Consider the following 13,547-nt stretch of genomic DNA (forward strand, 5'->3'; position numbering starts at 1 on the left):
CGGATACGAGCGGTACACGGTATTATACGAGCGGTTCGGTAAAATGCACGATGAAGACGAACATTTTTTATACACACTCAAGCTTGCTGGCTAGAGGAGAGGCGTGGACAAGAGGAAGTTATACAGGATGTAATGCGATACGAACGGTTCGACAGCTTATACGAGTGGTAGCAGAACAGATACGAGCTGTTAGAGGAATATACGAGCGGTCACAGACGGATACGAGCGGTTAAGGTGCATATACGAGAGGTTCGCCAACAGATACGAGCGGTTCTCGGTACTATTCGAGCGGTTCGGTTCTTGCTAGTACTCGAGAATTTCTTGTATTCTTTTCCACATTCATTGCGATCCGTACTTACAATCGTGTACTCCCGGATATTAGTGCAGGCCGCAGCCACTTTTGAGAACTCTCCCGCACAAACTAGCACTTTCCAGCCACTTTCAAGTACTCATTCGCATGTTCGAGCACTCGACCACAATTTCCGAGCACTCTCCAAAAATCGCCAACAAAAACAGGAGGAGAAACGAAAAACTCGTTTTCTCCTCCTGTTTACTTTATTAACCGTTGGACGGGCAGATTATCTGATGCCGTGTGCTACCATAGCGTTGGCGACTTTTAAGAAGCCGGCGATATTGGCGCCCATGGCGAAGTTGCCGGGGTGGCCGTAGTTTTCTGCCGCTTTTTTGCAGCTCTCGAAAATATTATGCATGACGACTTTCAAGCGTTCGTCCACTTCAGCTTCGGTCCAGGAGAGCCTCATGCTGTTTTGGGACATTTCCATTGCGGAAACTGCCACTCCTCCTGCGTTTGCGGCTTTTGCAGGGGCGAATAAAACGCGGTTTTCATGGAATAGGTTGATCGCTTCGATGGTGCATGGCATGTTGGCGCCTTCCCCGATGGCAATGACACCGTTTCCAATGAGTGTATGTGCCGAAATTTCGTCAATCTCATTTTGGGTGGCGCATGGCAAGGCGATATCGCAAGCGACTGACCAGATATCCGAGCAGTCTGGATGGTATGCCGCGTTCGGGTGATCTTTAATATATTCCGCGATCCTTTTGTTTTCCACTTCTTTTAGGCGTTTTACTGTATCAAGATCTATTCCTTCCGGATCGACTATATATCCATTAGAGTCACTGCAGGCGATGACTTTGGCGCCGAGCTGCTGTGCCTTTTCCATCGCATAGGTGGAAACGTTCCCTGATCCGGATACAATGACCGTCTTGCCTTCGATGGACTGGCCATTTTCATTCAGCATCTCTTCGACAAAGTAGACAGTTCCATATCCGGTCGCTTCTTTTCGTCCTAAGCTTCCGCCATGATTCGGGTCTTTGCCGGTCAGGACGCCTGCTTCGTAGCCGCCCTTCAATCGATTGTACTGGCCGAACATGTAGCCGATCTCTCGTTTTCCGACTCCGATATCGCCTGCAGGCACGTCGATGTCCGGGCCGATATGTTTGCTTAATTCTGTCATAAAGCTTTGTGTGAAGCGCATGATTTCCCGGTCTGATTTCCCTTTTGGATCAAAATCGGCGCCACCTTTCCCGGCACCGATCGGCTGGCCGGTCAGTGCATTTTTAAAAATTTGTTCGAAAGCGAGGAATTTCATAATACTGCTGTTGACGGAAGGATGGAAGCGGATGCCGCCCTTATAGGGGCCGAGGTCGCTATTGAATTGGACACGGAAACCGCGGTTCACCTGCACCTTACCTTTGTCATCCTCCCACGCTACCCGAAAGGAGATGATGCGTTCCGGCTCGGTAATCCGTTCCAATATGCCATTGGCAATGTATTCCGGATGTTTGGCAAAGACAGGCCGCAATGAATCAAAAATCTCTCTAGTTGCCTGCAGAAATTCCTTTTCATCCGGATTCCTCTTTTTCACTAACTCATATACTTCATGCACATAATCGTTTGCCCGGTTCCGGTTCTCTGTCAATACTTCTAATTTTGTCATATGCCTCATCCCTTTCTGCATCGGTGCCGAAGAAATGAATTATCCAAACAACAAAATTGATATTTCGAAATTATTTCTCCGTTTTTAGCTATTATTACTGAAAATTTCAATAGACACAACTATTTTTATTCTAGAAAATTTATTTCTAATAACATCTCATACAAAATAAAGAGGTTTTAATTCATTCAGCAAGGGAATAAAATAATCATTTACAAGGTTCTGAAGATAGAGTATTATAAATCTACTTACTTGGAGAGCCCCTTGTAAGCACACCTATCAAGAGAAAGAGGCGATGCATTATGAAATTCACCAAACTCCTACGGACTGTCATCGGCGCGAATCTGATGATCATCATGACATTTGCATTCCTACCTGCTCTACTGATCAATCCGGACTTTGAACTATTCCAAAACCTATCGAACTTTATATCAAAAGAATAAATTGTAAAGGAACCGTTTATGCAGCGACTGCATGAACGGTTCCAATTTTTCTCTTTATCGTTTACGCACATTAAACATATCTTGCATTAACAGCCAATTTTGCGGGAAGGAAAGACCTAACTTCCAATACATAATCCCTCTCAATTTGAATTCTTTTAACAGTTTAAATTTGGCACGGATGCTGCGTGCATCTTCAAACCATACTTCATGGCGAACGCCCTTGTTGTCGGTATACGTAAAATGCGGAGCTTGGGCCCTATAGTCATATTGAATGGCGGTATTCGTGTTGATTGCCAAATTGACAGCTTGCTGTGGACTGAGGGCTCTTGCTGGTATTCCGCTTTCAGGCGGATATGGGGTTGACCAATCATAACCATATAGATTTTGTCCCAAAAAGACTTTTTCCGGTGGAATTTGGCTTACTGCATACTCCACTACTTTACGAACCTCCGGCAATGGACTGACCGGCTGCGGCTCACTGTATGAATAGCCCCATTCGTAGGTCATCAATGTGACAAAGTCACAGATCTGCCCATGTGCTTTAAAATCAATAGCACCATACAAACCTGTTTTACTATCACTTGTCTTTGGCGGCAATGCAGTGGAAATGGTTAAACCGGCCGGCTTGAAGCGAGCTTTTGCCTTCCGCAGGAAATCATTGTAGAGTTCCCGGTCGCCCGGTCTCAAAAATTCGAAATCAAAATGGATATCCCGGTAACCTACTTTCCTTGCTACTTGTACTATATTTTCAAATAACCGGTTTTGCACCGTTTGATTTACAAACAGCTCATGCGCCAGTTCAGAGCTGAACTCAAAGTTCTCTAAGTTACTGACAACCATCGTATTCAAAACGCCCGCTTTACTCGCTATGGAAGGAATCTCATCAATGGGCGGTTCCTTTAGTGAGCCATCCCGTTGCGGCTCATAGCTGAACATCGCTAAATACGTAAGCTGCGGCGATCTTCTTCTAACCTCCTGCTTGAGTGAGTCACTGACAGGAGTTCGAGGTTCCACATAGGCAAGCACATCTATATCTGTTTTCGGCATTGGCGGAATGTACAGCCGCAGTCCGACCGGCAAAATACCGTTGACGGACAGTCCATTTATTCTTGCCAGTTCTTCTACTGTCATACCGTATCTTTTGGCTATTAACCACAATGATTCCCCTGGCTGCACCCAATGATAACTGCCCGTTATCGGTATGACCAATGCTTGCCCTACAACAATTCTGGAGGGATCGGACAGTTCATTCGCAGCTGCTATCTTTTCGTAAGAGACTCCGTAGGCTTGACCAATACCATATAAAGTTTGTCCTTTTTGCACCACGTGGATTTGCACATCCATCATCCGCCTTTCCTCATACGTATGAACATCTTCTTCACTATATTTTTGAGGACAGATGAATATGACATGAACCGCACGATCTTCTCATTTTCTCATGCATAACTCTGTTTGCGGATACCATACTACTCCTGATTGCACATCATGAAGGAGGAGGAATACCTTTGACACAAAACCCATTTGGCCAAACACACCAAAATATGCACACAGGACAAGTGCCCCCAAAGATGAATCACGGCGGACATGAACTATTCGATGTCCACGAAGTGCTCAACGCCGCTGTCGGAGCCATGAATCAGGCAGTATTGCTGCGTCCCCATGTTAAAGATCCGGAACTTCTAGATATTTTGGATCGCCAATTGCGTTTCATGCAGGATGAATACAATATTACGGTGGAATGTTTTAAAACGGGGCAGGATCCATCCCATCCAACGCAGAGCTACAAAATGAAACAAGGCAACGATTACATTTACGGCATGAAGCAGTCCCAACCGAAAAAGCCGATTCAGTCCGCAAATGAAATCACGGATGAAATCATTTCTGGCTTTTTGCTTGCATCCGCAAAAGCATCTGCTTCCCATAAGACAGTGGCTGCACTGGAAACAACAAATCCAGTCGTGCGACGTGTGCTTGCGGACTCTGTTCCAAACTGCATTGAAATGGCTTATGAGCTGGCCATTTATCAAAACAAACATCATTATTACCAAGTTCCTCAGCTGGCGCAGCAGGATATGCAGGCCATCTTAAATGCTTATGCTCCAACCCAAGTTCAAATGGGTAATCCAAACAATACAAACCTTCAATAATAAATAAAAGGTGCCTTTAATTTGGGCACCTTTTTTTGTTATCTCTATTTTACTTTCCTAAAAAATTCAGCAGGCACTTCTGATTCAAACCGCATCACTTTTCCGGTCTTCGGATGAATGACTTCCAATGCGGAAGCATGTAGGCCGAGCCGTTTAATTGGGTTAACCGTTGAACCGTATTTTCGATCTCCAACTATCGGATGCCCAATCTCCTCCATATGGACACGAATTTGATTTTTCCGGCCCGTTTCGAGCAATACCTCTAGAAGAGTGAATTGTTGGGCGGAACGGATTTTGCGGTAATGGGTGATGGCGAGCTGCCCACCGTTATCGACAGGACTGGAGTAGATTTTAAACGTCTTCGTCTCCTTAAGCCACGACTTTATCGTTCCTTCCTCTTTCTTTACCTTCCCCTCTACTAGGGCTGTATATTCCCTTCTGCGGACAAGCTCATTCCAATTGTTTTGCAAGTCTTGTTTCATCTTTTCATTTTTTGCGAAAACCAATACACCCGACGTATCCCGATCCAAACGGTGGACAACAAAGATTCTGCTTTTCGGATTCATTTTTCTAACATAGCTGGCAGCTTGACTAAAAGCCGTCATTTCCTTCTTATCCTTAGCGGATACCGAAAGGAGGCCCGCCTCTTTATCGATGACAAGCAGATCGTCATCTTCGAAAAGGATTGAAATCCCTTCCAGTTCACTTTCTCCTTTTGCTGCCCTATTTTTCACAATCTCTACAGTTTGTCCCGGATGCAATGGATGGTCATGCCTTGTAATCACAACACCATCCACACTTGCCTGCCCTCTGGACAAAATGGATTTCACTGAATTTCGGCTGTTTTTCGATAGGGCTTCCAATAAAAACGGCAATAGTTCTTGCGTTTGCTTTACATGAAAAACAGATGTATGGGGGCTTGCTGTTTGTGCTTTCCTTGGTCCTTTTTTCTGCATGTGGAACCTCCTTTAGTCCTTTATATTATCCTCGAATTGCTTCTCCAACACAAACACTGTATGATCGGTAGAAAAGAAACTTGGCAGCAATTGCAGAAGGAGCCCCATATGCGAATCGCTATTTTTGACTTTGACGGAACATTTTACGCCAATGAAACATTCCAGCTCTTAATGGATCAGTTAAAAAGCCACCCGACCTACAGCCCTTTGTAAAAACTTTCTTTCGCACCATTCTTAAGCCTTATATCAGCTACAAATTAAAACTGCTCCCTGAATCCAAAATGAAAGAACGGTCTATGCAAATCTATTTAAATGCATTGCAAGAGTTATCTCGAGAGGAGATACACCAGTATTTTCAAGAAATGAAACCAGCTATTCAAAAAGATTTTAATGAGAATGTTGTGGAGCGTTATCGGGAACACCGAAAAAATGGGGATTACACAATGCTTGTATCTGGCGCTTACACACCGTTTCTTCATGAAGTGACAAGTGAATTTCAATTTGATCAGATTATCGGCACAGATGTTCCATTTAATAATGAAATCGTTGATTCAAGCCGGGCGATTTATCATATCCAAGGGGATCGTAAAACGGAGAAGATATTATCTTGCTTGGCTAATGAGGATGTCGATTGGTCGAAGAGCTATGCTTATGGAGACAGCTATTCCGATCTGCCTGTCCTTCAATCCGTCGGAAATCCGGTCGCTGTCCGGCCAGATGCAAAACTGGAAGCTGTGGCGTTAGAGAAGAAATGGGAAATCATACGATAGATTTCCCGCATCCCTCTTTCATGACAATGCCTTGATTCCAACAACTCCAACGACAATCAGCAAGACACTGAATATCCTTCCGGGGCTTTTGGACTCATTAAAGAAAATCATATTGATGAGTACAGCTCCCGCAGTCCCTACACCGATCCATACTGCGTACGCCGTGCTCACTTGTAAATAATTGAACGAATAATACAAGAAGAGAAATGCCGCTCCGAATCCAGCCATATAGAGCAGTCCTCGGCCCAGGCTCTTCTTTTCACTATATTTTTTCAAATAAATGACGCCGACAAATTCACTGATTGCAGCTAAAGTTACTAATAACCAGCCCATTATTTCACCTCACCAACTGCTTTTTTCTCTTCGATTCCATCCGCTATCTTCAATCCAATTACTCCAGCCACAAGAATGGCGATAAAGAAGATTTTTCCGCCGCTCAATGTTTCACCGAATAGAAAGACGTCCATCAAAGCGGTGCCGATTGTACCGACCGCGGCAAATACTGCGTACACTGTACCTGTCGGCAAATTCTCACAAGCCTTTGATAAATAGTAAAAATCAACAAGAATGAAAAATACAATTGGGATCCAGTGCCACCAAACGCTTGCCACATTAAAACCATAAATCCAGACCAATTCAAAGAAACTCGTCATTGCTACATATATCCATGATTTATTCATTGCTGCCTCCCTACTGACTGACTATCAGTCATTTTGTTGCATGATTTGCCTTGAAGCCGGATGGAATTAGTTCATTCCATCTGCAAGGCATGTTTTAGGAATTCCTTTACTTCCTTCTTTTGAGTGTCCGCCATATTCTCCGCTTGTGAATCATAAAGATAAATCTGTTCCGCTGCGGATTCGACAAGGCCAATAATTAATTTCGCCGTATGGGCAGAGCGAATTGAGTTACGGATTTCCCCAGTGTCCTTCGCTTTATCAAGTTTTTCACTAAGCCAAACATAGATGGGTTCATAAACTGCTTCCCATTCCTTTAGGTGCTCTGTTGATGCCAGTCCGGAATATATAAGAGCCTGAATCTCATGGTACTCTTCATTGATTTTAAAGATGGCTTCAACGAACTGTTGCATTTGATCTGAAAAAGAAGCTTTTTCCGATACAGCCGACCGCAAGATTTCCATCGTTTTTTCTACCATCACTTCGGCAATTGCAGGCATGAGCGACAGCTTAGACGGAAAGTACAAGTAAAAAGTTCCTTGGGCGACCCCAGCTACTTGTACGATATCCGATATTTTGGTTTTTTCGATTCCCTTATTGCGGAAAACTTCAATTGCTGCCCGTACAATCATTTCTTTTTTGTTTTGAGCCATTTATCTCCCTCCAACTGAATGACTGTCATTCATTTTACTACAAATACAGTAAAAAACAAGTGCTGTGCTTGATCCAACCAATTAACGCGTTTGCTGCCTTGATTATGTAAAAACATCCAATCCTCCAGTACAGCCTTAGAAAAAGGCTTGCACGGAAGATTGGATTTATCCATTTTGCACAAAATAATTCATGATACCATTCAATAATAATCGAATTTATTGAGCTACGAAATTGGGATTCTTAGGAGCGTTGATCGATATGCAAACTTCCGTCAGTTTGGACTTCCGCATAAAAAACCTGATCGGCCTTGCCAATTCCCTGAGCTTTCAATTGATCGTACAGCCATTCCTCCGTCAATCCAAGTTCCGTCAAGTTTTTGGAAACAATTTTTCCATCTGAAATAATTTCCGTTGGCACAAATTTCGGTTCTGGAGACGGTGCTTTTACATCTTTTTTGGTAGCGGGTTCCTGACCCGCCTTTTTCATTACACTTAACTGCCCGTTCGTTTCTAATATGGCATATTCCACGTCTTTAATGGAGAAAATTCCCTGCTCTCGCAGCATCATATTCAAATCGTTCAAGTGCAGGCGGGACTTCTTCATTGCATCTTCATTCAATTTCCCTTTATGCATAATAATTGTCGGCGTATCATCGAGTAAAATTCTCGCTTTTTTCGACTTCAATGCTAAGAAGTTCATCAAATAAGTTAAAAAAGCCCATAAAATCATCGCATACAATCCGTTGAAATATGGGGTTTCAGATTCACTGGCAATGGCAGCAGCAATTGAACCAATCGTGATGCCTGTTACATAGTGGAAAAAAGTCAGCTGGGAAATCTGTTTTTTCCCCATTAATCGTGCAAGCAGAAGCAGCACGATAAAGGACGCTAGTGTTCGCATCGTCATTTCCCAAAAATCAAATTCAAGAAATTCATTCATGTTCAAAACGCAGCACCTCCATTATACGAGTGTGCCACTACCATCTGATAATTATACGGAAGGTTTTTTGAAGAGGAAGAATGAATAAAAAGGCGTCATCTCCAAAAAGAAATGCGCCTTTTTTAGCTTTATTCCCATACAAATGGTGTTTCTTGATAAACATAATAGTTCAGCCAGTTTGAGAACAGCAGATGCGTATGAGATCGCCATGTATTCATCGGCTGTTTAGCCGGATCATCATTCGGAAAATAATTGGCAGGCACATCGATATCCAAACCTTTTTGAACATCACGTTCATATTCTTCTGCCAACGTTGTCGCATCATATTCCAAATGGCCAGTCACCATAATATGCTTTTCATCTTTGGATAACACGATAAATGCACCGGCATCTTCAGACACAGCGAGCAGTTGGAGTCGAGGATCCTGTTCAATTTCCTCTACGGATACGGATGTATATCTTGAGTGCGGTGCTGCAAAAATATCGTTAAAGCCCCTTGCAAGCTTCACGGTCGAATCTGTCAAACTATGGCTGTAAACACCGGATAATTTCTTCGGCAAGTCATATTTATCAATACCATAATGATGATATAGTGCTGCCTGTGCTCCCCAGCAAATGTGCAAAACAGAAGTGACATTCGTTTTGGACCAGTCCATGATCTGCTTCAGTTCTTCCCAATAAATGACCTCTTCAAAAGGCATATGCTCAATTGGAGCACCTGTAATGATCATTCCGTCGAATCGGCGATGTTTAATATGTTCGAATGTGGTGTAAAACTCTTCCAAATGATTTTTGCTCACATTTTTTGATTCATATGTAGCGGTATTAAGGAAATTTACATTCACTTGCAATGGTGTATTCCCAAGCAACCGTAATAATTGTAGCTCTGTCCGTTCTTTCTCCGGCATTAAATTTAAGATAATGATATTTAATGGCCGGATATCTTGCGTGGTCGCACGATCCTCTTCCATGATGAAAATTTTCTCTTCTTTTAATAGTTCGCCTGCCGGTAAATGTTTCGGTATGTTAATTGGCATACAATCTCCCCCTCTTCTGTCGTGGCAATTCAAATAAAAAACCCCCGCTCCTAAAGAAATAGGAACGAGGCTTGAATTTTCCGGTCGTTCTTATCTCTCAAGAATCAAGTACCCACGGTATTCCAGATGTTCGGATTCGCATGCATTCATCCGCTTAAGGCGGTTTGTAACTGCATTCTGAATTCCAAACATCCAATCACCGAGGCATCAACTTGACTCCGGCAAGGCCATTCAACGAACGGCATGCACAGTTTTTTCACAGACGTTTTACGAACGATGTGAAAAAGATCAAGTTGAACTTCTTGTTGGAGGTAGCACCTTCCTGCATACGCAGAGGTTGCTGAAGCTTCATCGGGCCAAATCCCTCAGCTTCTCTTGATAAGAATTATTCTATTACGGAGTAGTATATCACTTTTCAGACAGTTTGCCTAAAGTTTTTTTAAATTTTTCTTAAACTTTCATGGTCTGCTTCCCCCACATTTTCAGTGGGAGCGTACTTCTTGTGATTACTAACATGTAGGAAACTATTCATGTGTCCAAAACATGAAAATGATCCGAACTACTAACGGTCAATCACTGGTATCTCTTCGCTTTTGAAAACCCAAGTCCGAGAATTTCCGATGCATTTAAGAAAATGACGAACGAGGAAGGCTCTGCCGTCTGCAACAGTTTTTTCAAGTACACAGCTTCCGATTGTTCGACCACACAAAAAATCATTGTTTTTTCATTATCTGAAAATCCTCCGGTCGATTTAACTTTCGTCAATCCTCGGTCGATTTCATTTTGTATGATTTCCTGCACCTTTTTCTCATTTTCTGTAATAATGAGGACCAATTTGGTTGGCGACGTCTGAAGCTGAACGAAGTCGATTACTTTGCTGGTCACATAAATCGACATCAAAGCATATAACGCCAATTCAAAGTTGAAAACGAAAGCGGAAGTAATTACAACAACCCCGTCAACGATCAGCTGTGAAAATCCGCTTGAAATCCCTGTGTATTTCTTCAGCAATTGGGCGATTAACGCCGTGCCTCCTGTTGAACCATTCCCACGATAGACAATGCCTAGGCCGATTCCTAGAAGAATTCCTCCATAGATTGAACTTAGCAGCGGGTTATCAACCGAAAGTTCAATGCCACCCGTCAGCCAGATGACAAACGGGACAAAGAAAGTACCGACTAACGTTTTGGTGCTGAACTCTTTGCCTGCGAGCAGCAAACCTAAAATAATTAACGGGATATTGATAATCCACTGTACATACGCGGGATTGAAACCAAACAATTCATACAGAATCGTGCTGACACCTGATATGCCTCCTGCCGCAATGCGCGAAGGCAATAAAAAGATATTAAAGGACAATCCGACAAGCGAAGCGCCCAAAATGATTAATAGATAGTCGAAAAACGTCGATTTAACATAACGATTTGACATCTTCCTGCCTCCTTTCCATAACAGCCTTAATTATTTTACCAGAAATAAAGCCTCTGGAAAGTTTTAAATGAATGATTTAAGGAATAGTAGTAAATAAGGAAATGGCAGAAGAGTATATTCATATTTTTGGTTTTCTTCAAAATTACTGGTATACTCGTAATTAATAGGATAATTCACTAAAGGAGGATATTCAACATGCGTAGTTTAGGTATTGTTAGAAAAGTAGACCATTTAGGACGAATTGTCATTCCAAAAGAATTGAGAAATACATTGCAGTTGGAAAAAGGCGCTCCAATGGAAATATTCGTTGATGATGACATGATCATTTTGCGAAAATACGTGGTGGATGAAGCATGTGTTGTTACAGGCATCATCTCTTCAGAAAATAAACAGCTTTCCAATGGCATGTATATTAGTCCCCAAGGCGCGGAAATATTAATGAAAGAGATTAAGGAAAACAGGGATTGGTAACGTGAGCAAACGGCATCATCCACTTTTATTCACAGTGGCCATGACAACCAGCAGCCTAGAACTGAATATACCGAAGAATGGCCAATTTCCTTACTAGTATTCTATTTCCCATTTTAAAAAGACTGTTTCATCATTGCTGATGGACAGTCTTTTTCCTTGTTCATGATATAGTTAATTCATCAGATAATTTGGAGGGATGTCCATGTTGATTTATGCACACCGGGGAGCGTCCGGCACTTTTCCCGAAAATACACTAGCTGCATTCCAGGAGGCTGCCCGGCTCCCGGTTCACGGGGTGGAATTCGATGTTCACTTGACGAATGACGGAGAGCTTGTCGTCATACATGATGAAACGATTGACCGTACGTCAAACGGTTCGGGCTACGTGAAGGATCTGACTCTGGCCCAATTGAGAGAATATGATTTCGGCAGTTGGTTCTCACCCGACTTTACAGGAGAGAAGATTCCAACGCTAGAAGAAGTGCTTCTCCTCTTCCAATCCACGCATCATCATGTAAATATTGAATTAAAATCAGATATCTTTCCTTATGAGGGCATGACCGCAAAGGTTTTGGATCTTATTAAGGCGCATCATTTGGAATCAAGAGTCGTCCTATCCTCTTTTGATCACAGTGCCATTCAAGAAGCGAAACGGCTCGCCCCTCATATTGAAACAGGTGCGCTCACTATGGAAGTGCTCGTTCAGCCGCTCGAGTACCTGAAGAACATTCCAGCTGATGCATTTCATTTATTGTTTCCCACTGCCATCCGGCCATCCTACCGGGAAGTATACGAAGCCGGCATTCCCGTAAGAGCGTATACCGTAAATGAGGAGAACTATGCAAGTTTACTGCAAAAGGCCGGTGTTCAAGCTATTTTTACGGATTACCCTGAAAGGCTCTATGCTTTTCTTAACGTCTAAATGCAGACATAGGGAAAACGTAGGGGTGCGCTGATTCTGGCGATAAATACTGCAAATGAGTGCGTTGCACGATTATAAAAAAAGAGTTTAGGAATGCTATTGCATCCTAAACTCGACAATATTATTTGGGGGACTTTTTCGTCCCCTCATGGTATTAGGCTGAAAGACTATTGATAAAATCCTCAATCTCGTCTCGTGTTTTCCGGTCTTTGCTGACGAAACGCCCTACTTCCTGGCCATCATGGAATCCGATAAAACTCGGAATACCGAAGATATCCATCTCTTGGCAAATATCAATAAATTCATCCCGATCTACATAGATAAATTCATATTCCGGGAAATCTGCCTCTAAGCCTGGCAAAATCGGTTCGATGACTCGGCAATCTGGACACCAGTCTGCTGAAAACATAAAGATGGTCCGTTCCCCATTTTTGAGTTGTTCAAATTGTTCTTTCGACTGCAGTTTCTCCATTATCGCTGCACTCCTTTTGATTGTATGTATCGTTATACATTTCAGTATATCACGGGTCAAGATGACTTCCTACGTTCGAGGCTTCACAGCACCCTTCCCGTCATGGCCCAAATGGAGGTCGCGACTCGATCAGTATGATTTACAAAACGATGGGGCGTCGCACTCTTGAAACGGATGCTGTCCCCTTCCCTCAAAATGTATTCCTCTTCCCCCAGAACAATGGTCATTTCACCAGACATGATAAATCCGCATTCTTCCCCTGCATGCTCCACCAATTGCTGATCCTGTTGTCCAGGTTCCATTTGAATTAATATCATTTCAATCGACCCTTCATTAATCGGGGTCAATAAATGATACTTTGAATTGGATTGAGGGAAATCAACCGTTTTTCTTTCCTCTTTCCGGACAATTTGTGTCGTTTGTTCATCCGCTCCCAACAACGTGGAAATGGAAACATCCAAGCCTTTGCACAATTTATAGAGCGTAGTCAACGTCGGGTCTGTGTTGCCTCTTTCGATTTGGCTGATCATACTGATGCTGACACCTGACTTTGCAGCCAACTCCTTTAAGGACAGCTGCTGCTCTGTGCGCAATGTTTTGATTTTCAGTCCATCAAACATAGTACCGCCTCTTCTATTACATTTTCGCCATCATACCATATTTTGCGATAAAT

General features: G+C 42.9%; 17 protein-coding genes and 1 riboswitch. Of the genes, 6 read left to right on the plus strand and 11 right to left on the minus strand.

Annotated features, from left to right (window positions below):
* The coding region (locus tag L7D49_RS16300) for a hypothetical protein (RefSeq protein WP_238082830.1) at positions 1–233 on the plus strand (233 nt) is incomplete at its 5' end.
* Positions 234–578: 345 nt separating this feature from the next.
* Here the strand turns inward: L7D49_RS16300 and gdhA are convergent.
* Complete coding sequence (gene gdhA, locus L7D49_RS16305; protein WP_238082833.1) at positions 579–1,958, minus strand: NADP-specific glutamate dehydrogenase; 1,380 nt, start codon at positions 1,956–1,958, stop codon at positions 579–581.
* Positions 1,959–2,257: 299 nt separating this feature from the next.
* On the opposite strand from gdhA, the gene L7D49_RS16310 reads away from it, so the two are divergent.
* A complete protein-coding gene (locus L7D49_RS16310) occupies positions 2,258–2,398 on the plus strand; it encodes a hypothetical protein (RefSeq protein ID WP_238082834.1) in 141 nt (46 codons plus the stop codon).
* A gap of 54 nt (positions 2,399–2,452) precedes the next feature.
* Here L7D49_RS16310 and L7D49_RS16315 read toward each other — a convergent pair whose 3' ends face one another.
* Positions 2,453–3,736 carry a glycoside hydrolase family 18 protein gene (locus L7D49_RS16315; RefSeq protein ID WP_238082943.1) on the minus strand — a complete coding sequence of 428 codons (1,284 nt, stop codon included), beginning with the start codon at positions 3,734–3,736 and terminating at the stop codon, positions 2,453–2,455.
* Between the two features lie 167 nt (positions 3,737–3,903).
* On the opposite strand from L7D49_RS16315, the gene L7D49_RS16320 reads away from it, so the two are divergent.
* Positions 3,904–4,545: a spore coat protein gene (locus L7D49_RS16320; RefSeq protein WP_238082836.1), complete on the plus strand. Its 642-nt coding sequence runs from the start codon at positions 3,904–3,906 to the stop codon at positions 4,543–4,545.
* Positions 4,546–4,589: 44 nt separating this feature from the next.
* Here the strand turns inward: L7D49_RS16320 and L7D49_RS16325 are convergent, their stop codons facing one another.
* Positions 4,590–5,501: an RluA family pseudouridine synthase gene (locus L7D49_RS16325; protein WP_238082838.1), complete on the minus strand. Its 912-nt coding sequence runs from the start codon at positions 5,499–5,501 to the stop codon at positions 4,590–4,592.
* Positions 5,502–5,797: 296 nt separating this feature from the next.
* Here L7D49_RS16325 and L7D49_RS16330 point away from each other — a divergent pair, with 296 nt between their 5' ends.
* Positions 5,798–6,271 (plus strand): HAD family hydrolase, encoded by a 474-nt coding sequence (locus L7D49_RS16330; protein WP_238082840.1) that lies wholly within the window; start codon positions 5,798–5,800, stop codon positions 6,269–6,271.
* A gap of 18 nt (positions 6,272–6,289) precedes the next feature.
* Here L7D49_RS16330 and L7D49_RS16335 read toward each other — a convergent pair whose 3' ends face one another.
* The 6 genes from L7D49_RS16335 to L7D49_RS16360 form a co-directional block, all read right to left on the minus strand.
* Positions 6,290–6,604, minus strand: coding sequence for a DMT family transporter (locus L7D49_RS16335; protein ID WP_238082843.1), 315 nt, complete (start codon positions 6,602–6,604; stop codon positions 6,290–6,292).
* On the minus strand, positions 6,604–6,951 hold the full coding sequence (locus tag L7D49_RS16340; protein ID WP_238082845.1) for a DMT family transporter: 348 nt from the start codon (positions 6,949–6,951) through the stop codon (positions 6,604–6,606). The genes L7D49_RS16335 and L7D49_RS16340 overlap by 1 nt, the downstream gene beginning before the upstream one ends.
* A gap of 71 nt (positions 6,952–7,022) precedes the next feature.
* A complete protein-coding gene (locus L7D49_RS16345; protein WP_238082847.1) occupies positions 7,023–7,601 on the minus strand; it encodes a TetR/AcrR family transcriptional regulator in 579 nt (192 codons plus the stop codon).
* Between the two features lie 241 nt (positions 7,602–7,842).
* A complete protein-coding gene (locus L7D49_RS16350; protein WP_238082945.1) occupies positions 7,843–8,541 on the minus strand; it encodes a YetF domain-containing protein in 699 nt (232 codons plus the stop codon).
* A 128-nt stretch (positions 8,542–8,669) separates the two neighbouring features.
* Complete coding sequence (gene metA / locus L7D49_RS16355; protein ID WP_238082849.1) at positions 8,670–9,578, minus strand: homoserine O-acetyltransferase MetA; 909 nt, start codon at positions 9,576–9,578, stop codon at positions 8,670–8,672.
* 299 nt (positions 9,579–9,877) lie between these two features.
* Positions 9,878–9,963, minus strand: a riboswitch (SAM riboswitch).
* A gap of 188 nt (positions 9,964–10,151) precedes the next feature.
* Complete coding sequence (locus tag L7D49_RS16360; RefSeq protein WP_238082850.1) at positions 10,152–11,009, minus strand: YitT family protein; 858 nt, start codon at positions 11,007–11,009, stop codon at positions 10,152–10,154.
* 195 nt (positions 11,010–11,204) lie between these two features.
* Between L7D49_RS16360 and L7D49_RS16365 the strand changes: the two genes are divergently transcribed.
* Both L7D49_RS16365 and L7D49_RS16370 read left to right on the plus strand, forming a co-directional pair.
* The gene (locus L7D49_RS16365; RefSeq protein ID WP_238082852.1) at positions 11,205–11,480 is read left to right on the plus strand and encodes an AbrB/MazE/SpoVT family DNA-binding domain-containing protein; all 276 of its coding nucleotides are present in this window, start codon (positions 11,205–11,207) and stop codon (positions 11,478–11,480) included.
* Positions 11,481–11,682: 202 nt separating this feature from the next.
* Entirely contained in the window at positions 11,683–12,402 is a 720-nt protein-coding gene (locus L7D49_RS16370; protein ID WP_238082854.1) for a glycerophosphodiester phosphodiesterase, read from the plus strand.
* 154 nt (positions 12,403–12,556) lie between these two features.
* Here L7D49_RS16370 and L7D49_RS16375 read toward each other — a convergent pair whose 3' ends face one another.
* Positions 12,557–12,877: a thioredoxin family protein gene (locus tag L7D49_RS16375; RefSeq protein WP_472908863.1), complete on the minus strand. Its 321-nt coding sequence runs from the start codon at positions 12,875–12,877 to the stop codon at positions 12,557–12,559.
* An 80-nt stretch (positions 12,878–12,957) separates the two neighbouring features.
* Entirely contained in the window at positions 12,958–13,494 is a 537-nt protein-coding gene (locus tag L7D49_RS16380) for a helix-turn-helix domain-containing protein (protein ID WP_238082858.1), read from the minus strand.
* Positions 13,495–13,547 lie beyond the last annotated feature (53 nt).

The sequence above is a fragment of the Sporosarcina cyprini genome (assembly GCF_022048975.1).
Classification (GTDB): Bacteria; Bacillota; Bacilli; order Bacillales_A; family Planococcaceae; genus Sporosarcina; species Sporosarcina cyprini.

What these genes read in the sequence shown, in the direction of transcription:
- gdhA (WP_238082833.1), bottom strand. Translation starts at nt 1,958, where the DNA reads ATGACAAAATTAGAAGTATTGACAGAGAACCGGAACCGGGCAAACGAT.
- L7D49_RS16310 (WP_238082834.1), top strand. Translation starts at nt 2,258, where the DNA reads ATGAAATTCACCAAACTCCTACGGACTGTCATCGGCGCGAATCTGATG.
- L7D49_RS16325 (WP_238082838.1), bottom strand. Translation starts at nt 5,501, where the DNA reads ATGCAGAAAAAAGGACCAAGGAAAGCACAAACAGCAAGCCCCCATACA.
- L7D49_RS16330 (WP_238082840.1), top strand. Translation starts at nt 5,798, where the DNA reads ATGCAAATCTATTTAAATGCATTGCAAGAGTTATCTCGAGAGGAGATA.
- L7D49_RS16335 (WP_238082843.1), bottom strand. Translation starts at nt 6,604, where the DNA reads ATGGGCTGGTTATTAGTAACTTTAGCTGCAATCAGTGAATTTGTCGGC.
- L7D49_RS16340 (WP_238082845.1), bottom strand. Translation starts at nt 6,951, where the DNA reads ATGAATAAATCATGGATATATGTAGCAATGACGAGTTTCTTTGAATTG.
- L7D49_RS16345 (WP_238082847.1), bottom strand. Translation starts at nt 7,601, where the DNA reads ATGGCTCAAAACAAAAAAGAAATGATTGTACGGGCAGCAATTGAAGTT.
- L7D49_RS16350 (WP_238082945.1), bottom strand. Translation starts at nt 8,541, where the DNA reads ATGAATGAATTTCTTGAATTTGATTTTTGGGAAATGACGATGCGAACA.
- metA (WP_238082849.1), bottom strand. Translation starts at nt 9,578, where the DNA reads ATGCCAATTAACATACCGAAACATTTACCGGCAGGCGAACTATTAAAA.
- L7D49_RS16360 (WP_238082850.1), bottom strand. Translation starts at nt 11,009, where the DNA reads ATGTCAAATCGTTATGTTAAATCGACGTTTTTCGACTATCTATTAATC.
- L7D49_RS16365 (WP_238082852.1), top strand. Translation starts at nt 11,205, where the DNA reads ATGCGTAGTTTAGGTATTGTTAGAAAAGTAGACCATTTAGGACGAATT.
- L7D49_RS16370 (WP_238082854.1), top strand. Translation starts at nt 11,683, where the DNA reads ATGTTGATTTATGCACACCGGGGAGCGTCCGGCACTTTTCCCGAAAAT.
- L7D49_RS16380 (WP_238082858.1), bottom strand. Translation starts at nt 13,494, where the DNA reads ATGTTTGATGGACTGAAAATCAAAACATTGCGCACAGAGCAGCAGCTG.